General features: G+C 55.4%; 17 protein-coding genes. 7 read left to right on the top strand and 10 right to left on the bottom strand.

All coding sequences use genetic code 11. From position 1 onward, the window contains the following. Positions 1-20: 20 nt before the first annotated feature. From alaC to RHM56_RS16530, 5 genes are all read right to left on the bottom strand, one after another. Positions 21-1,229, bottom strand: a complete 1,209-nt coding sequence (gene alaC / locus RHM56_RS16550) for an alanine transaminase (RefSeq protein WP_322234009.1) — start codon at positions 1,227-1,229, stop codon at positions 21-23. A gap of 237 nt (positions 1,230-1,466) precedes the next feature. After that, a complete protein-coding gene (locus RHM56_RS16545) occupies positions 1,467-1,970 on the bottom strand; it encodes a GNAT family N-acetyltransferase (RefSeq protein WP_322234006.1) in 504 nt (167 codons plus the stop codon). 1 nt (position 1,971) lies between these two features. Next, complete coding sequence (locus RHM56_RS16540; protein WP_322234003.1) at positions 1,972-3,165, bottom strand: GAF domain-containing sensor histidine kinase; 1,194 nt, start codon at positions 3,163-3,165, stop codon at positions 1,972-1,974. Positions 3,166-3,307: 142 nt separating this feature from the next. Next, positions 3,308-3,613 carry a PepSY domain-containing protein gene (locus RHM56_RS16535; RefSeq protein WP_322234000.1) on the bottom strand — a complete coding sequence of 102 codons (306 nt, stop codon included), beginning with the start codon at positions 3,611-3,613 and terminating at the stop codon, positions 3,308-3,310. 197 nt (positions 3,614-3,810) lie between these two features. Further along, positions 3,811-4,941 carry a glycerophosphodiester phosphodiesterase gene (locus tag RHM56_RS16530; RefSeq protein ID WP_322233998.1) on the bottom strand — a complete coding sequence of 377 codons (1,131 nt, stop codon included), beginning with the start codon at positions 4,939-4,941 and terminating at the stop codon, positions 3,811-3,813. 124 nt (positions 4,942-5,065) lie between these two features. On the opposite strand from RHM56_RS16530, the gene RHM56_RS16525 reads away from it, so the two are divergent. Next, positions 5,066-5,389 (top strand): DUF2025 family protein, encoded by a 324-nt coding sequence (locus RHM56_RS16525; protein ID WP_322233996.1) that lies wholly within the window; start codon positions 5,066-5,068, stop codon positions 5,387-5,389. Here the strand turns inward: RHM56_RS16525 and RHM56_RS16520 are convergent. Further along, on the bottom strand, positions 5,386-6,465 hold the full coding sequence (locus RHM56_RS16520; protein ID WP_322233994.1) for a diguanylate cyclase: 1,080 nt from the start codon (positions 6,463-6,465) through the stop codon (positions 5,386-5,388). The two genes, RHM56_RS16525 and RHM56_RS16520, sit on opposite strands and share 4 nt — an antisense overlap. A 240-nt stretch (positions 6,466-6,705) precedes the next feature. Here RHM56_RS16520 and RHM56_RS16515 point away from each other — a divergent pair, with 240 nt between their 5' ends. Then, the gene (locus tag RHM56_RS16515) at positions 6,706-7,758 is read left to right on the top strand and encodes an MBL fold metallo-hydrolase (RefSeq protein WP_322233991.1); all 1,053 of its coding nucleotides are present in this window, start codon (positions 6,706-6,708) and stop codon (positions 7,756-7,758) included. Positions 7,759-7,770: 12 nt separating this feature from the next. On the opposite strand, the gene RHM56_RS16510 is transcribed toward RHM56_RS16515, so the two are convergent. The 4 genes from RHM56_RS16510 to RHM56_RS16495 all read right to left on the bottom strand — a co-directional run bounded on the left by RHM56_RS16510 (position 7,771) and on the right by RHM56_RS16495 (position 10,752). Next, positions 7,771-8,088 carry an XRE family transcriptional regulator gene (locus RHM56_RS16510; RefSeq protein WP_322233989.1) on the bottom strand — a complete coding sequence of 106 codons (318 nt, stop codon included), beginning with the start codon at positions 8,086-8,088 and terminating at the stop codon, positions 7,771-7,773. 317 nt (positions 8,089-8,405) lie between these two features. Continuing rightward, positions 8,406-9,656 carry a ribonucleotide-diphosphate reductase subunit beta gene (locus tag RHM56_RS16505; protein ID WP_322233986.1) on the bottom strand — a complete coding sequence of 417 codons (1,251 nt, stop codon included), beginning with the start codon at positions 9,654-9,656 and terminating at the stop codon, positions 8,406-8,408. Positions 9,657-10,085: 429 nt separating this feature from the next. Continuing rightward, positions 10,086-10,343, bottom strand: a complete 258-nt coding sequence (locus RHM56_RS16500; protein WP_322233983.1) for a heme utilization protein — start codon at positions 10,341-10,343, stop codon at positions 10,086-10,088. Between the two features lie 145 nt (positions 10,344-10,488). Next, a complete protein-coding gene (locus tag RHM56_RS16495; protein ID WP_322233981.1) occupies positions 10,489-10,752 on the bottom strand; it encodes a DUF2790 domain-containing protein in 264 nt (87 codons plus the stop codon). Between the two features lie 416 nt (positions 10,753-11,168). Between RHM56_RS16495 and acs the strand changes: the two genes are divergently transcribed. The 5 genes from acs to RHM56_RS16470 all read left to right on the top strand — a co-directional run bounded on the left by acs (position 11,169) and on the right by RHM56_RS16470 (position 16,820). Then, on the top strand, positions 11,169-13,124 hold the full coding sequence (gene acs / locus RHM56_RS16490; protein WP_322233979.1) for an acetate--CoA ligase: 1,956 nt from the start codon (positions 11,169-11,171) through the stop codon (positions 13,122-13,124). 615 nt (positions 13,125-13,739) lie between these two features. After that, on the top strand, positions 13,740-14,525 hold the full coding sequence (locus RHM56_RS16485; RefSeq protein WP_322233977.1) for an ABC transporter substrate-binding protein: 786 nt from the start codon (positions 13,740-13,742) through the stop codon (positions 14,523-14,525). A 91-nt stretch (positions 14,526-14,616) separates the two neighbouring features. After that, entirely contained in the window at positions 14,617-15,306 is a 690-nt protein-coding gene (locus tag RHM56_RS16480; protein WP_322233975.1) for an ABC transporter permease, read from the top strand. Then, positions 15,303-16,001, top strand: coding sequence for an ABC transporter permease (locus RHM56_RS16475; RefSeq protein ID WP_322233973.1), 699 nt, complete (start codon positions 15,303-15,305; stop codon positions 15,999-16,001). The genes RHM56_RS16480 and RHM56_RS16475 overlap by 4 nt, the downstream gene beginning before the upstream one ends. Positions 16,002-16,055: 54 nt before the next feature. Then, a complete protein-coding gene (locus RHM56_RS16470; protein ID WP_322233970.1) occupies positions 16,056-16,820 on the top strand; it encodes an ABC transporter ATP-binding protein in 765 nt (254 codons plus the stop codon). Positions 16,821-17,035: the final 215 nt, after the last annotated feature.

The raw sequence follows: 17,035 nt of genomic DNA, 5'->3' as shown, positions 1-17,035 counted from the left end.
CGCAGGCGTAATGGTTTGGTTTAGCTGGCGCTCAAACCATCCGCCCGGAACATGGCACGAATGCCGCGCAAGGCCTGACGGATACGGTCCTGGTTTTCAATCAGGGCAAAACGCACATGGTCGTCACCGTATTCACCAAAGCCTACGCCGGGTGAGACACAGACCTTGGCATCTGACAGCAGCTTTTTGGCAAACTCCAGCGAACCCATATGGGCATACGCTTCGGGGATTTTGGCCCAGACATACATCGATGCTTTCGGGTTTTCAACCATCCAGCCCAGTTCGTGCAGGCCTTTGACCAATACGTTACGGCGTTGGCGGTACTGCTCGGCAATGTCTTTGACGCACTGCTGATCGCCTTCAAGTGCCGCAATGGCTGCCACTTGCAGCGGGGTAAACGTGCCGTAGTCGTGGTAGCTCTTGATCCGGGCCAGTGCGTTCACCAACTCCGGATTGCCGACCATAAAGCCAATTCGCCAGCCTGCCATGTTGTAGCTTTTAGACAGGGTGAAGAACTCGACGGCAATGTCTTTGGCGCCCGGTACCTGCATGATCGAAGGCGCTTTCCAGCCGTCATACACAATGTCGGCGTAAGCCAGGTCGTGGACCACCAACACGTCATATTGCTTGGCCAGCGCGACCACGCGTTCGAAGAAGTCCAGCTCGACACACTGCGCCGTAGGGTTGGACGGGAAACCCAGGATCATCATTTTTGGCTTGGGGATTGAGCCGCGAATGGCTTTTTCCAGCTCGGCAAAAAAATCCACGCCCGGAATCAACGGCACCGAACGTACTTGGGCACCGGCAATGACTGCACCGTAGATGTGAATCGGGTAGCTGGGGTTCGGCACCAACACGGTGTCGCCCTGATCGAGGGTGGCGAGCATCAAGTGCGCCAGGCCTTCTTTGGAACCAATGGTGACGATGGCTTCGTGTTCCGGGTCGATCTCAACGTTGTAGCGGTCGGCGTACCAACGAGAAATAGCCCTGCGCAGTCGTGGGATGCCACGCGAAGTCGAGTAGCCGTGAGTGTCCTCACGCTGTGCGACGGTGCAGAGTTTTTCAACGATATGTGGCGGAGTCGGGCCGTCAGGGTTGCCCATGCTGAAGTCGATGATGTCTTCGCCACGACGTCGGGCGGCCATCTTCAGCTCAGCCGTGATGTTGAAAACGTAAGGGGGGAGTCGATCTATGCGCGCAAAGCGGCGCGGCGAACCTTGGTCAGCCATGTAAGCCTCTGATACGTAAGCGCCCGGAACCGTCCGAGCGACGTTGACCACTGCGGTGGTCTGGGCGAGACAATAAGGGCGATGATGGCCCTTTGTCTAGATGGCTGGGGTGAGTTTTTTTCTGCAAACAGAGTCGAGTGATTTTTGTTCCTGCACTTGATCGCGACGTTGCCGACTCACTCGATGTTATGCCGCCTTCACAAGCCGCTGAAAGATTGCAGGAAATCCGGCGCCCTCTTAAACCGCGTGCAACGCCTGCTCCACAGGCGGGAGCGTGAAGGCCAGGCGTCGTTCGCCGCGATAGGCCTCGCCGCATTCAACCCAGCCCTGGCTCAGATAAAAGGCCAAGGCATGGGTGTTAGAAGGGCTGACCGACAACATCAATTGACGAACTTCAGGCCATAGCCGGTTGATGACTGGAGGCAGTGCGTGCAGGCAGACTTTGCCCAGCCCTTGACCTTGGACACGCCTGTCGACTTGCAAGGCGTGCAGAGTGGCGCTGTCAGGTTCGGCCCAGTGAGCCAACAGGGGTTGACGCTTAAGGAGCATGAAGGCCACGGGCTGTTCGTCGCTGAGCAGCACGAAGCCTTTTATCCCCGCATGAGAGTGGGCTGGCAGCGAATGCAGGGCTGATTCAATGTCTCCGCAAAAGGCGATCTGCTGTGGCTGGACTTCAATGCCGCGCAATAGGGCGCGTTGCACGGGCGTCAGGTCTTCATAAACGCAGAGGCGGGTGTGCATGTCAGGCCTCAAGGCTCAGAGAAAGCGGCAAGGTGAAGGTAAAAATCGTGCCTTGTTGTTCATTCGATACCACGCTGAGTTGGCCATGGTGTGACAAGGCAATCTGGCTGGCAATGTACAGGCCCAGTCCAAGGCCTGCTTGCGGGGTATCGTTGGCAGGGCGCGAATAGGGCTGAAAAAGGTGCGGTAGAACATCACTCGCAATGGGTTTGCCTTGATTGACCACGCAGAGGGTGAATATCTGGTCGCAGACCAAGGCAGTGACGCGCACGGGCACTTTCGTACAACCATGGGTGATGGCATTGGCGAGCAAGTTTGAGAGCAACTGCGCCAAGCGGTTGCTGTCACATTTAATCGTGTCTAACGGGCCGATGACCGAGTGGATCTGACGCTCGGGGTGAATGTGCTGCACCTCTGAAATCACGTGTTCGAGCATCTGCTTGAGGTTTTGGCATTCGTGCAGTGTCACGGGAATACCGCTGCCAAGCTGTCCTCTGGCAAAGTCCAGCACATCTTCAACCAATTGCGTGGCGCGATCGCCGCAGGCCTTGATGTGCTGCACCAAATTGTGGGTTTGCGGATCAGGATGTTTGCGTAGCAAGAACTCGGCAGCAGTGGTGATTGCAAATAAAGGGTTGCGCAAATCATGCCCAAGCACTGCGATGAACTGTTCGCGCAACTGCGCATTCTCGCGCTCTTGGGCCAACGCAGTTTCTACACGCTGCAAGTTTTCTTCTGCCTCGATTTGCAGTGACAGCAGGCGCGAAAAAGACTCCATTGTGCTTTGGATGGCGCTGTTCTTAAGGTCCGCAGGGTTGGGGTCGAGTGCACACAAGGTGCCAAAGAAACTGCCATCGGTACGCAACACCGGGATCGTGATGTAGCTTTCGAATTGATAGATTTTTGGCGTGTGGTGGTGTTGATACACCGGATCTTCGCTGGCTTTGTCGATAATGATCGGCTGGAAAGAGTTCATGCTGTCAAAGCACAATGTACTGACTAGATCTAGCTCCCCACCGGGTTCCAGGCCAAAGCCCAGATTGTCGAGTACCGCGCACGCGGTCCAGGTTTGTTGGGTGACACGCGCCACAGCCGCAAAGCGCATACCGGTCATTTCTGTAATGACCTGCAGAATCGCCGGGACAGCACTGATCCGGTTAATCGTGGCGATATCGGCAGCGGCACTTGGCCTCATAGAAGGTGTTCTCGGTCTAAACGTAATAAAAGATGATTTTAGCGAGCCCGTGCAATGATGTACGAAAATTGTAAGGCAAGCTGTCCATAAAAAAGCCGCGCCCTGACATTCAGGGCGCGGCGTTGGAGTGTTTTAACCTGACTTAGGTGTCTTGCTTGTTTTCCAATACTTCGGCAGTTTTTGCGTCCAGGCTGACTTCCCACTTAACGCCCTTGGCATCCTTCAGTTCAACTTCATAGACCAATTTGCCGAAAGAATGATCAAGTTCGGTGTCGACGATGGTTGCGCCAGGGTGTTGGTTGGTTGCAGTTTGATTCAACTTTTCAAACGAGGTGATTTCGCCTGATTTAAGCAACCCTGGAATATGGTCCGGGCGAACATCGGCCTGGGCTAAACCAGCTGTCAAGGTGAGTGCTGCGGCGGCGAACATTAGGTTAAGTGCTTTCATGTTTAATCCCTCGTGGGTGAGCTGTTTAAGTGGGATCAGGTTAACTGTCGCAACTTAACTCACCCTTAATTTCCGCCCTGCGCCTGAAATCTGTAGGAGCGAGCTTGCCTCGCGATCTTTTAAAAGATCAAAAGATCGCGAGGCAAGCTCGCTCCTACAAAGGGTTACTGCGCCGCATCTATGGCCTGGAGTGGGCGCTAATAGCCGTTTTTCTCCAGCAATTGGCTCACGGTTTGAGCGGCCGGGCGCTGGTAGAACTTAAGCAGTTCGCTGGTGCGGTTAGTGAAAATGCCGTCGACGCCGGCATCCATTGCTTTCTTGAAGTCCACGGGTTCGTCGAGGGTATACACGTGCACGAGCATGCCCTTGTCGTGAGTTGCCTTGTTCATCCAGGGTTGAATCAGGTCGAAGTAGCTCTGGTCGCCGCCGTGGGTCAAGGCGGCTGACGGGCCTGTGCCGATGGCGCCGTTGGCCTTGGCGAAGTCGAGCCACTGAAGGAACTCGGCGTTGTCCTTGGGGTGCAATTTGGCGTAGTAAGCGGCTTTGTCCTTCTCGCCCGAGTCGGCGAAGCTGACGTTGGAGTCGGGTGCAATAGCGCCTGCACCGACCCACAGCAGCAAGATCTTAGGCGTGTCGGGCATTTCTTTTTGCAGCAATGTCAGGCTGTTTTTTTCGAAGGTTTGCAAGATCACTCGGCCTTTGCCTTCACCGGGTTGTGGCGCCGTGCCTGTAGATGCAGGCGCAGGGGGAGCCAGCCAGCCCCGTTCGCTCAGTTTGTTTTTGAGGTCGTGTTCAATGCCGGGAAATTGCCCGGGTTCTTTGGTTTCGATGTACAGGCCCGGCTTGTGTTGTGGGTTGCCTTGGGCGATATCAATGATTTCGTCCAGGGTCAAAATGGGCAAGCCGACGTAAGCGGGGCGGGCGCGATCCGGGTAGGCCTGATTGAACCAGCTACCGGCATCCAGGGTTTTCAATTCTGCCAGGGTGAAGGCGCTGGCCGGGCTGTCCTTGCGTTCCGGGAATTTTTTGGCGACGTCAGTGGTGCGCAGCAAGCTGTTGTCATGCAGCGCAAACAGAACCCCGTCTTTACTGCGCTGCAGGTCCATTTCCAGATAGTCGGCACCCAAGTCGCGAGCCAGCGTGTAGGACGCGGCGGTTGACTCTGGTGCATCGAATGACGCCCCGCGATGGGCGATCACTGCCGGGTGCGCAATGCCGTGCGCGTTAGCCAGCGCTGTCGGATTCATCTCGGGCGCGCTGGCGGCATGGGCACCGCTCGTTGTGAGCAGCAGGCTCAGCAGCAAGGCGCTTTTGGCGAAGTCAGGCATGTTTGAGGTCCTTGGTATTAGAAAAGTTGTGCAGTACCCTTGGGGTCAACAGCGTCCCCGGCAGAGGGATGAGCATTCAACCTTGCGTGTAAACCATCGTCCCTAGTCGTCAATGAGGTTTACCATGCGCATCACTTCGCAGTTAATCTGCCAGGCCGCCGATCTACTTAACGGTTTTGTTGGTTTCAATCGTAAGACAGAACACTACATTGTTCGTTTTAGTGAAGACTCTTTCGGAATGGATGTGGCCGACGACAACATCACGCCCACCAGCGAGTTCGTCTGGCAGGCAGGCGCTGCAGATACCATGACGCTCAAGCGCGAGCTGATTCAGCTGTTACTGGATCAAAATATCGACGATCGCCTGAACATCACCGAGCCCTTGCGGGTGTACATGCAGCGTCAGGACGTGCCCGAGATTACGGCGGTGCGTCGCTGTGTGAGTTAAGGCTTGCTCAGGAGGGTGTCTGCAAGCATGTCACCAGCCCCAATACTGATTTTGTCGCGGCCGGTATTCTTGGCGATGTACAGCGCCTTGTCGGCCTCGTTCAGCCACATGGAGGCGTCCGTGAACTCGGGGCGGCAAGACGCCAGGCCAATGCTCAGGCTCACCTGCAGATCAGGTTCATCGGGGTAATGGTAGTGACTGCACACGTGGCGCAGCCGTTCCATGATTTCCTGCGCCTGCGCCTGCGCCAGTGAGCGGTTCGGCAAAATAACGCAAAACTCGTCCCCGCCATAACGGCCAGCCAAGTCTTCTGCTCTCAGGTTTTCCTTGAGCGCAATGCTGAGCTGTCGCAACACACTGTCACCCACAATGTGCCCATAGTTGTCATTGATGTGCTTGAAGTGGTCGATATCGATTAACGCCAGTGTGGCGTTTGAGTGGCTTTGCTGACACTTGTGAAAGCTGAGTTGCAGCAAATCTTTCCATGAGCCGTGATTGAGCAGTCCGGTCAGGCTGTCGGTGCGGCTGAGGGCACTCAGTGCGCGCTTGTGTTCTGCCAGTTTGATGGCCATGCGATAACTGACCATCCCGATTGCAAATGGATAAAGCGTCAGCATGGGCAGGCAAGCATAGATTTGCACGGACGTGGTGTCAGGGTTGAAGGCCACGCCAAACAGCAGCCATGAAAGGATGATCCCCAGCCCCTGCGCCACAGCCCCACGCACCAGCATTTTGGGGCCGCCGACCGAGACGTTGTTCATCATGATCATCGACAAAATGGTCACTGCCGGGAGCGGATTGAATTGGATGGTTGCGACCCAAAAACCGCCAAATACGGAGTCCATCAACAGGTTGTTACGTTCTGCGCGATAAGGGTAAACCGAGTGGGATGACAGCTGAAATGCCAGGTGCGACCAAGCAAGGCTGTTAATGAGTAATAACACCCAGACCCAGGTAGGCATGTTCATAGGCTCGAGAGCCGCCATCACACTGACGCAGCTCAGCACCAGGCCAAAAGTTCTAGGCGCATAAATGCGCCGGGCGAATGACAAACCTTTGCCTCTTTGATCATCCATAGCTATCTACGCAAAGTGTTGAGGCTTGGGGTGCGGTCGCCGCCAGTGAGCACCACGTTTTTTTCATTTTCACGGACGGGCATTGTCGATTATTACGCCAGTCATATTCAGTAACCTACTAGGATTTTTAACGGAATAGCATCAGGTACGCTTTTTTGGCGTTAGAAAATGACGATTGGCCTTCTATCGTTCAAAAAACAGGCGTAATAATCACGCTTTGTGTCGGGGAGTCTTTGCAGCATGCCAATCGAGCCTTCTGAAACGAACAGGCTAAAGCCTGCCGAGCAGTATCAAGGGAAGTTTCGTAATCAAGGTGTCAGGCCGGCAGCGAGTCTGGGAAAAACCTTGCGCATTTTTTGGAAAATGATTTTTCACAAGCCCGCGGACACCCGGCCTGCGGCTCCGGTCCCCGTTAAACCCTTGACCCGTGAAGCTCTAGAGAAAGCACCGGATTTAAGCGTGTTTCGTCTGGGGCACTCCACTCTGCTGCTCAAACTCAAAGGCAAGTTCTGGCTGACAGACCCGGTGTATGCCGAGCGTGCGTCGCCCTTTACGTGGGCGGGGCCCAAGCGTTTTCATGCGCCGCCGATTAGCCTGGATGAACTTCCGCCGCTGCAAGGCGTGATCCTTTCGCATAACCACTACGATCACCTGGATCAAAAAACAGTGCTGCAACTGGCAGCCAAAACGCAGCACTTTTTGGCCCCGCTGGGCGTTGGTGATTTGCTGATCAAGTGGGGCGTGCCCGCGCAAAAAATTCAGCAGCTGGATTGGTGGCAAGAAACCGAGCGTGACGGTATTCGTTTTATCGCCACGCCCTGCCAGCACTTTTCAGGTAGGGGCTTGTTTGATCACAACGAGACGTTGTGGGTGTCGTGGGTAATGATCATCGATGACGTACGAATTTTCTTCAGTGGCGATTCAGGTTACTTCGACGGGTTTAAATTAATCGGCGAGCAGTTTGGTCCCTTCGACCTGACGCTTATGGAAACGGGTGCCTACAACGTTGACTGGCCAGACGTGCACATGCAGCCCGAGCACAGTTTGCAGGCTCATATCGACCTGAAAGGCCGCTGGTTGCTGCCCATTCACAACGGTACTTTTGATTTGGCCTTTCATGCCTGGCACGAGCCGTTTGACCGCATTGTGGCGTTGGCAAACGAGCGCAATGTGCTCATTTCAACGCCAGCAATGGGCGAGGCGTTCAACCTGTCAGAGCCCCACAAGGGCCGCGCCTGGTGGCTCGAAGCGCAAACCACCGATGCGGTGCCTGGCAAGCAGGTCCGCCTCTGAGGCGTGGGATTGTTACTCGATGAGGGCGAAGTCTTCCCGACCTATCGGGTCGGGAGTGGTGCCCCGAACATTGCCGCCTCGGCCCGGTGCAAAGCCGGGAAAGAACACCAAGCCTTCGGCTTCCAGGCAGTAAGCCAGCGCAAGCCGTGTGACATCGCGGATGGGACCGTCAGCTTCAAAGCGTTGAATCGCCGGAACCGAGACCTTGGACAGCTCACTCAGATCTTCGACGCTCCAGCCGAGCATTTCACGGGCTTGTGCGCAGTGCAGCGGGGTGAATTGGTTGATGACGATTCGTTCAAACGTGCTGCGCATGGCTAAGTTGGGCATGGGGAGTCTCCAGGGCTGAGTCAGTGCTTGAAAATATACTGTGTTTTTATACAGTTGTTTTCGGAGGCGATCAAACTCATTTTTTGAATCAGTTCCAAGCCCCTGGCTCAGCCATGCCATTCACCTAAGTGAAATCTGATTCTGTAGCGAGCGTGGTATTACGCAGCTCTTGAGTGAACAGCATTGCCTTGGGTGAAGCTGTTTGCATCGCAAGCAACAGTCGAAATTTTCGATATTGAGTCGCCGCCTTTCGTTCGCCCAATAAAAAGGGCCGCCTTGCGGCAGCCCTTCCAACAGCAGTCAGCTCAAGCCCGGAATCAATCCCAGCTCAGTGCGCCGCCAGTTTGGTACTCAATAACCCGCGTCTCGAAGAAGTTTTTCTCTTTCTTCAAGTCCATGATTTCGCTCATCCATGGGAATGGGTTAGTGGTGCCTGGGTACTCTTCTTTCAGACCGATTTGCGACAGGCGGCGGTTGGCGATGAACTTGAGGTAGTCCTCCATCATGGCCGCGTTCATGCCCAGTACGCCGCGTGGCATGGTGTCACGTGCGTATTCGATCTCAAGCTGGGTGCCTTGCAGGATCATCTGCGAAGCTTCTTCCTTCATTTCGGCGTCCCACAGGTGCGGGTTTTCGATTTTGATCTGGTTGATCACATCGATGCCGAAGTTCAGGTGCATGGATTCGTCACGCAGGATGTACTGGAACTGCTCGGCAACGCCGGTCATCTTGTTGCGGCGACCCATCGACAGGATCTGGGTGAAGCCGCAGTAGAAGAAGATGCCTTCCAGAACGCAGTAGTAGGCGATCAGGTTGCGCAGCAGCTCTTTGTCGGTCTCAACGGTGCCGGTTTCGAACTTCGGATCCGAGATCGAGCGGGTGTACTTCAGACCCCAGGTGGCCTTTTTAGCGACCGACGGGATCTCGTGGTACATGTTGAAGATCTCGCCTTCATCCATGGCCAGCGATTCGATGCAGTATTGGTAGGCGTGGGTGTGGATCGCCTCTTCGAACGCCTGGCGCAGGATGTACTGGCGGCATTCCGGGTTGGTGATCAGGCGGTACACGGCCAGCACCAGGTTGTTGGCAACCAGGGAGTCAGCTGTGGAGAAGAAGCCCAGGTTACGCATCACGATGCGGCGTTCGTCGTCGGTCAGGCCTTCGGGGTTTTTCCAGAGGGCGATGTCGGCGGTCATGTTGACTTCTTGCGGCATCCAGTGGTTTGCGCAACCGTCCAGATACTTCTGCCACGCCCAGTCATACTTGAACGGTACGAGCTGGTTAAGGTCGGCGCGGCAGTTGATCATCATTTTTTCGTCGACAGCCACGCGAGCGCTGGCGCCTTCGAGTTCGGCCAGACCTTCAGCGATGTCGAGGTTGTCCAGAGCTGCCTTGGCGCGCTTGATTGCAGCGGAGTCGGTGGCAGTGACTGCACGGGCTTCCTGGGCTGCAACGCCGCCTGCGGTGTCAAGGCGGTCCATATTGGCTTCGGTCGCGTGGCCAGCGTTGGCGCCTTTAACAGCGACTTCGCCTTCGTCTTCTTTGTCGAATTCGTCCCAGCTCAGCATGACGTGTCGTCTCCTGCGTGAGGGCCTTGTGCCCGTGTGATAACACTGATGGTTTGTTTTACACACGGCCCATAGGCCACTTGGATCTAAGGAATGTTGCTGCAGTCGCGATGTACGCACGCAAAAACATGAATGTTTTCGGGGGCTGCTCCGCTGTCGCTCGGGGGACGTTAGGGTCGCCCTGGCCCTGAAGGCCGGAGTAGCGTGGTCTACAGCCCGCTCAAGGGTTTGTGCTCCCTTTGGAAGGCGCCAGTATAGGGTTTTGTACAGGGTATTTCAGCCAGTTTTTTTTCGGTCGATGCGACGAAATGCCCTAAATTTGGCCTGGACATAAGCATAGCTGCGGCTGGGGCGCGGGGAGGGTGTTGCGGGGCTTTTTTGCGGAGCAGACTAAGCCCGGTCGAAACCGGGCGTTAAGTCGAGGCGGTGTTAGCTCAAACGATGACCATTGGTGCGATCGTAGCCGTCTTCAGCGAAAGCGGCCGAGCGGGTGTTGTCGTAGCCGTCTTCAGCGAAAGTGGCCGAGCGGGTGTTGTCGTAGCCGTCTTCGGCGAAAGTGGCCGAGCGGGTGTTGTTGTAGCCGTCTTCGGCGAAAGTAGCCGAATGAGTGCGGTCATAACCGTCAGCAGCAAAGGCAGTGCCGGCAAGTACAGACAAGCTTAAAGCCATGATTAAAGCGCGTTTCATTTGATAATTCTCTGGCGATATAAGCGCAGGCAGGTAACTCTGCAATCAAGTAAGCGAGTGCATTAAAAGTTGCAGTTAAGTGCCGCGTTGGATCGCATATAACAAATAAGGTGATTGAGCGTTAAGTAAGATGTGAGCCCGTCAATCAACCGTTGGAGCAGCCGTTGCCCATGACGCGGTATTCAAGGGTGTGCTGCATGCCGTGCGAGTCCAGATAAACCATTTGAGCCGGTACTACCTCACAAACACTGGGGATCTCGCTCATGGAAATCACTTTGGCAATATCAAGTTCGGAAGAGTAGGAATACTGTTCTACGGCTGGTTTTTGCTGCGAAACCTGAGTACTTGCTTCATCAGCAAAAGCGCTTAAACACACACTGCTGAGGGCCAGAACTAACAACGCTTTCATTTCTTTTTTACCTGTCTTGGGTCGAGTTGGGTCACGCAACCCTTGTGAGGCTGCGTGTGGAACTGGATTAGTTAAGAGCGATTAAATAGGCCTTCGTGGGGGCTGTAACTTGCGTTAATCGCAGTGCCTTGGTTGGCGAGATGAATTTTAGGCCTGTGCCGTGCAGGCATATAGAGGGACTTTTGATAAAGACTGTTGACAGATTCTGCAACAATCGTCGAAAACAGGCTGTGTTTGCAGGTATTTCAAATCCGTCGGCGCAAGGTAAAGCGCTGTAAGCATTGGTCTTGAGCCTTGCGCGGAAAAACCATGGTTTTTCTGTGTGTTTCTTACTACCAACGTCGAATGGATCTCACGCGTAGGCCCGGCTAAAACAGGGTCATAAAACAACAACTACAAACATTGAGGTATGAAACATGAGTGCCGCTTCCCTGTATCCCGTACGCCCTGAAGTTGCAGCCAATACGCTGACGGATGAGGCGACCTACAAGGCGATGTACCAGCAGTCCGTCGTCAACCCGGATGGCTTCTGGCGTGATCAAGCCAAGCGTCTTGACTGGATCAAGCCGTTCACGACTGTCAAACAGACCTCCTTCGATGACCACCATGTCGACATCAAATGGTTTGCGGACGGCACTCTTAACGTTTCCTACAATTGCCTGGACCGCCACCTTGCCGAGCGCGGCGATCAGGTCGCGATCATCTGGGAGGGCGATGACCCTTCCGAGCAGCGCAACATTACCTACCGTGAACTGCACGAAGAAGTGTGCAAACTGGCCAACGCCCTGCGCGGCCAGGACGTACACCGTGGCGATGTTGTGACTATCTATATGCCCATGGTGCCTGAGGCGGTTGTCGCCATGCTGGCCTGTACCCGCATCGGCGCGATTCACTCAGTGGTGTTCGGTGGCTTCTCGCCTGAAGCGCTGGCCGGCCGGATCATCGACTGCAAATCCAAAGTGGTGATCACGGCCGACGAAGGCGTACGTGGCGGCAAGCGCACAGCGCTGAAGGCTAATGTCGACGTGGCACTGACCAACCCTGACACCTCAAGCGTGCAGAAAATCATCGTGTTCAAGCGTACCGGCGGCGACATTGCCTGGTACAAACACCGTGACATTTGGTATCACGATTTGATGGCAGTGGCTTCGACCCACTGCGCGCCCAAAGAAATGGGCGCAGAAGAAGCGCTGTTCATCCTCTATACCTCCGGCTCCACGGGCAAACCAAAAGGTGTGCAGCACACCACCGGCGGTTACCTGCTGTATGCCGCGCTGACCCATGAGCGTGTGTTCGATTACCGTCCGGGCGAAGTCTACTGGTGCACGGCTGACGTGGGCTGGGTGACTGGCCACACTTACATCGTCTACGGCCCGCTGGCCAACGGTGCGACCACCGTGTTGTTTGAAGGGGTGCCGAACTACCCGGACATCACCCGGGTGTCGAAAATCGTCGACAAGCACAAGGTCAACATCCTCTACACCGCGCCAACGGCCATTCGCGCCATGATGGCCGAAGGTCAGGCGGCCGTTAAAGATGCTGATGGCTCCAGCTTGCGCCTGCTGGGTTCGGTGGGCGAGCCGATTAACCCCGAGGCCTGGAACTGGTACTACACGACTGTCGGTAAAGAGCGCTGCCCGATTGTGGATACCTGGTGGCAGACCGAAACCGGCGCTTGCATGATGAGCCCGCTGCCGGGTGCACACGCACTCAAGCCAGGGTCTGCGGCGCGTCCGTTCTTTGGCGTGGTGCCAGGCCTGGTAGACAACCTGGGCAACCTGATCGAAGGCGCGGCCGAGGGCAATCTGGTGATTCTGGATTCGTGGCCGGGTCAGGCGCGTACCTTGTACGGCGATCACGATCGCTTCGTTGATACCTACTTCAAGACCTTCCGTGGCATGTACTTCACGGGTGATGGCGCGCGTCGCGATGAAGACGGTTACTACTGGATCACCGGCCGTGTGGACGACGTGCTCAACGTGTCGGGCCACCGCATGGGCACCGCTGAAATCGAAAGCGCGATGGTTGCGCACCCTAAAGTCGCCGAAGCTGCCGTTGTTGGCGTGCCGCATGACATCAAAGGGCAGGGCATTTATGTCTACGTCACGCTAAATGGTGGCGAAGAGCCAAGCGAAGCGTTGCGTCTGGAGTTGAAAAACTGGGTGCGCAAAGAGATTGGTCCGATTGCCTCGCCTGATGTCATTCAGTGGGCGCCGGGCTTGCCGAAGACACGCTCGGGCAAAATCATGCGTCGGATTTTGCGCAAAATTGCCACCGGTGAATATGACGGTCTGGGCGATATTTCGACCCTGGCGGATCCGGGCGTGGTGCAACATTTGGTTGAAACCCACAAGAGCATGAAGGTCGCGTAACGCGTCTTTAGCGCCCACAAAGCCCCGCCAGGTCATACTTGGCGGGGCTTTTTTCTGACAGCCTGTAGCCGCTGCCGCAGGCTGCGATAAGGGCCGAAGGGCCTTCGCCTTCAATTTTTAAAAGCAGGGCCGCTTCGCGCCCCATCGCAGCCTGCGGCAACGGCTACAGGTTTTGTGTGGCAGCTACAGGTGTTACCTCATGTGTAACCGTGCGCACAAAAACGGGGCTTTGTGACACCCAAAGCACTGTTTTAGAGCCTTTGTGTGGGCCTTCAAAAATAAGATGAAACGCTACACTTGCCGGAATAGAAGGGTTTGCGAATAATAGGCCCGCTATTTGCAACTCATACAGGTTCTATGTCTTTTGCTCTTGCATGAATTTGAAGAGCTGTCAATGCTTGGAGTCGCCTTTCTCGGTGCATCTGTAATTTGTTGTCGCATTGAAGAAATTACGGCTTGAAGCCTGTCGTTAGAATGCCGGTCACTCGCTCGTCGTAGTTGCGCTGATCTCAGTGCAACGCCAGTAGGACGTGGCGCCGCATTCCCGGTTTAACCTCCGCATATTGGGCTCGCGCTCATTCTGCATTTATTGCCCTTTACCGATGGAGTCCTAAGATGAAGAAACTCGTGCTTCTTGGCGCCTTGGCACTTTCCGTGCTGTCCCTGCAGGCTTTCGCTGCTGAAAAGCCGCTGAAGATTGGCATTGAAGCTGCCTACCCTCCGTTTGCTTCCAAGGCGCCGGATGGCAGCATTGTGGGCTTTGACTACGACATCGGTAACGCCCTGTGTGAGCAGATGCAGGTCAAGTGCGTATGGGTCGAGCAAGAGTTCGACGGTCTGATCCCAGCACTTAAAGTGCGCAAGATCGACGCCATCCTGTCCTCGATGTCGATCACTGACGACCGCAAGAAGTCTGTGGACTTCACCAACCGTTACTACCTGACCCCGGCTCGCCTGGTGCTCAAGGACGGCACGACCGTTTCTGATTCGCTTGAAGAGCTCAAGGGCAAGAAGATCGGCGTGCAGCGCGGTTCGATTCACGACCGTTTCGCCAAGGAAGTCTTTGCTCCTAAAGGCGCCACTGTTGTGCCTTACAGCTCGCAGAACGAGATCTACCTGGACATCGAAGCCGGTCGTCTGGACGGCACTGTGGCCGACGCCACCCTGTTGCAGGAAGGCTTTCTCGATACCCCGGCTGGCAAAGGCTACGCATTCGTAGGGCCTTCGTTCACTGACGCCAAGTACTTCGGTGACGGCATCGGCATCGCTGTGCGCAAGGGTGATAAAGAGCTGAAAGACAAAATCGACGGTGCAATCACGGCGATCCGTGCAAACGGCAAGTACGACGAAATCCAGAAAAAATACTTCAACTTCGATATTTACGGGCCAGAAGCCAAGTAAATCATCGCTGCTGTAAGTCTGAAATGGCGCAAGCGACAGGATCTCTGAAGTTTGCGCCATTTTTTCATCCTAATTTTTGAGGGCCGGAATCATGTTGAAAGGCTACGGGGCTGTCATCCTCGATGGTGCTTGGCTGACGCTTCAGCTCGCCTTGTCATCCATGGCCCTGGCCATTGTTCTAGGTCTGATTGGTGTTTCATTGCGCCTGTCGCCAGTGCGCTGGCTGGCCTGGCTCGGCGATCTGTATTCAACCGTCATCCGCGGGATTCCCGATCTGGTACTGATCCTGCTGATTTTCTACGGCGGGCAGAATTTGCTGAACAACGTCGCGCCGATGCTTGGCTACGACGATTACATCGACCTGAATCCCTTGCTGGCCGGTATTTTCACCTTGGGCTTTATCTTTGGTGCGTACCTGTCCGAGACCTTTCGCGGGGCCTTTATGGCGATTCCCAAAGGTCAGGCTGAAGCCGGCATGGCGTATGGCATGAGCCGCTTTCAGGTGTTTTTCCGGGTATTGGTGCCGCAGATGATCCGTCTGGCGATTCCGGGCTTTACCAATAACTGGCTGGTATTGACCAAGGCCACGGCCCTGATTTCGGTGGTCGGCTTGCAAGACATGATGTTCAAGGCCAAGCAGGCAGCCGATGCGACCCGCGAACCTTTTACCTTCTTCCTGGCCGTAGCAGCGTTGTACCTGGTGTTGACCAGTGTTTCGCTGCTGGCGTTGCGACAACTTGAAAAGCGCTACTCGGTAGGCGTAAAGGCGGCTGATCTATGATCTTCGACTACAACGTCATTTGGGACAGCATGCCGCTGTACCTGAGTGGTTTGCTTGAGACGCTCAAGCTGCTGGGTATTTCGCTGTTCTTTGGCTTGCTGGTCGCGTTGCCGCTGGGTTTGATGCGGGTTTCCAAGCAGCCGTGGGTCAACTTCCCGGCGTGGCTGTACACCTACGTGATTCGCGGCACACCGATGCTGGTGCAACTGTTCTTGATCTACTACGGCCTGGCTCAGTTCGATGCGGTGCGTGAAAGCTTTCTGTGGCCTTTGTTGTCCAGTGCAACGTTCTGCGCCTGCCTGGCATTTGCGATCAACACCAGCGCCTACACCGCTGAGATCATCGCGGGCAGCCTCAAGGCCACGCCCCATGGCGAGATTGAAGCGGCCAAGGCCATGGGCATGTCGCGTACCAAAATGTATCGCCGTATTTTGCTGCCGTCGGCCATGCGCCGGGCGCTGCCGCAGTACAGCAACGAAGTGATCATGATGCTGCAGACCACGAGTCTGGCGTCCATCGTGACCTTGATCGATATCACCGGGGCCGCGCGGACTGTCAATGCGCAGTACTACTTGCCGTTTGAAGCGTACATCACCGCGGGTGTGTTCTACCTGTGCCTGACCTTCATTCTGGTGCGCCTGTTCAAATTGGCTGAACGCCGCTGGCTGGGCTACATGGCCCCGCGCAAGGCCTGAGAGTTGAGCTGTGCGCTCAACGTCTGACCCACTGTTTTTGTGAGAACCGACAGCATGTACAAACTTGAAGTCCAAGACCTGCATAAGCGCTACGGCAGTCACGAGGTGCTGAAAGGCGTGTCTCTGGCTGCAAAGGCAGGTGATGTGATCAGCATCATCGGTTCCAGCGGTTCAGGCAAAAGCACCTTTTTGCGTTGCATCAACCTGCTTGAGCAACCGCATGCCGGCAAGATCCTGCTCAACAATGAAGAGCTGAAACTGGTCGCGAAAAAAGACGGCGCGCTGGTCGCCGCAGACCCTAAACAGTTGCAGCGCATGCGTTCGCGCCTGTCGATGGTGTTTCAGCATTTCAACCTGTGGTCGCACATGACCGCGCTGGAAAACATCATGGAAGCGCCCGTGCATGTACTGGGCATGACCAAGGTAGAAGCGCGGGAAAAGGCCGAGCACTACCTGAACCAGGTCGGCGTGTCCCATCGTAAAGAGGCTTATCCGGGGCATATGTCCGGCGGTGAGCAGCAGCGTGTGGCCATTGCCCGTGCGCTGGCGATGGAGCCGGAGGTCATGCTGTTTGACGAGCCGACCTCGGCCCTCGACCCGGAGCTGGTTGGCGACGTGCTGAAGGTGATGCAAGACCTCGCCCTCGAAGGTCGGACCATGGTGGTGGTGACGCACGAAATGGGCTTTGCCCGCGAAGTGTCAAACCAGTTGGTATTTCTGCACAAAGGCATTGTTGAAGAAAGCGGCAACCCGCGTGAAGTGCTGGTCAATCCACAGTGCGAACGTTTGCAGCAGTTCTTGTCGGGCAGCCTAAAGTAATAACGCATGACCGATGTAGGAGCGAGCTTGTCTCGCGAGCTTTTAAACCATCAAAAGCTCGCGAGGCAAGCTCGCTCCTACAGTTGGTCGTGTGCAGTTCTTAATTGTGATGTAAGACTGCTTTTTGCACCAACTTAGTGCATGCTTGCCCGCTCTGTGGTGGCTGATCTAGCTTGGTTGTTGCCACCTTCGGCATTAACACTGTTTTAGCTTCG

It is taken from the genome of Pseudomonas sp. CCC3.1, assembly GCF_034347405.1.
Classification (GTDB): domain Bacteria; phylum Pseudomonadota; class Gammaproteobacteria; order Pseudomonadales; family Pseudomonadaceae; genus Aquipseudomonas.
The sequence above is the reverse complement of the archived record's forward strand: the minus strand, read 5'-3'. Positions and strand labels throughout refer to the sequence as shown.

Coding starts and splice junctions, on each gene's coding strand:
- alaC (WP_322234009.1), bottom strand. CDS start 1,229: ATGGCTGACCAAGGTTCGCCGCGCCGCTTTGCGCGCATAGATCGACTC.
- RHM56_RS16545 (WP_322234006.1), bottom strand. CDS start 1,970: ATGCACACCCGCCTCTGCGTTTATGAAGACCTGACGCCCGTGCAACGC.
- RHM56_RS16540 (WP_322234003.1), bottom strand. CDS start 3,165: ATGAGGCCAAGTGCCGCTGCCGATATCGCCACGATTAACCGGATCAGT.
- RHM56_RS16535 (WP_322234000.1), bottom strand. CDS start 3,613: ATGAAAGCACTTAACCTAATGTTCGCCGCCGCAGCACTCACCTTGACA.
- RHM56_RS16530 (WP_322233998.1), bottom strand. CDS start 4,941: ATGCCTGACTTCGCCAAAAGCGCCTTGCTGCTGAGCCTGCTGCTCACA.
- RHM56_RS16525 (WP_322233996.1), top strand. CDS start 5,066: ATGCGCATCACTTCGCAGTTAATCTGCCAGGCCGCCGATCTACTTAAC.
- RHM56_RS16520 (WP_322233994.1), bottom strand. CDS start 6,465: ATGGATGATCAAAGAGGCAAAGGTTTGTCATTCGCCCGGCGCATTTAT.
- RHM56_RS16515 (WP_322233991.1), top strand. CDS start 6,706: ATGCCAATCGAGCCTTCTGAAACGAACAGGCTAAAGCCTGCCGAGCAG.
- RHM56_RS16510 (WP_322233989.1), bottom strand. CDS start 8,088: ATGCCCAACTTAGCCATGCGCAGCACGTTTGAACGAATCGTCATCAAC.
- RHM56_RS16505 (WP_322233986.1), bottom strand. CDS start 9,656: ATGCTGAGCTGGGACGAATTCGACAAAGAAGACGAAGGCGAAGTCGCT.
- RHM56_RS16500 (WP_322233983.1), bottom strand. CDS start 10,343: ATGAAACGCGCTTTAATCATGGCTTTAAGCTTGTCTGTACTTGCCGGC.
- RHM56_RS16495 (WP_322233981.1), bottom strand. CDS start 10,752: ATGAAAGCGTTGTTAGTTCTGGCCCTCAGCAGTGTGTGTTTAAGCGCT.
- acs (WP_322233979.1), top strand. CDS start 11,169: ATGAGTGCCGCTTCCCTGTATCCCGTACGCCCTGAAGTTGCAGCCAAT.
- RHM56_RS16485 (WP_322233977.1), top strand. CDS start 13,740: ATGAAGAAACTCGTGCTTCTTGGCGCCTTGGCACTTTCCGTGCTGTCC.
- RHM56_RS16480 (WP_322233975.1), top strand. CDS start 14,617: ATGTTGAAAGGCTACGGGGCTGTCATCCTCGATGGTGCTTGGCTGACG.
- RHM56_RS16475 (WP_322233973.1), top strand. CDS start 15,303: ATGATCTTCGACTACAACGTCATTTGGGACAGCATGCCGCTGTACCTG.
- RHM56_RS16470 (WP_322233970.1), top strand. CDS start 16,056: ATGTACAAACTTGAAGTCCAAGACCTGCATAAGCGCTACGGCAGTCAC.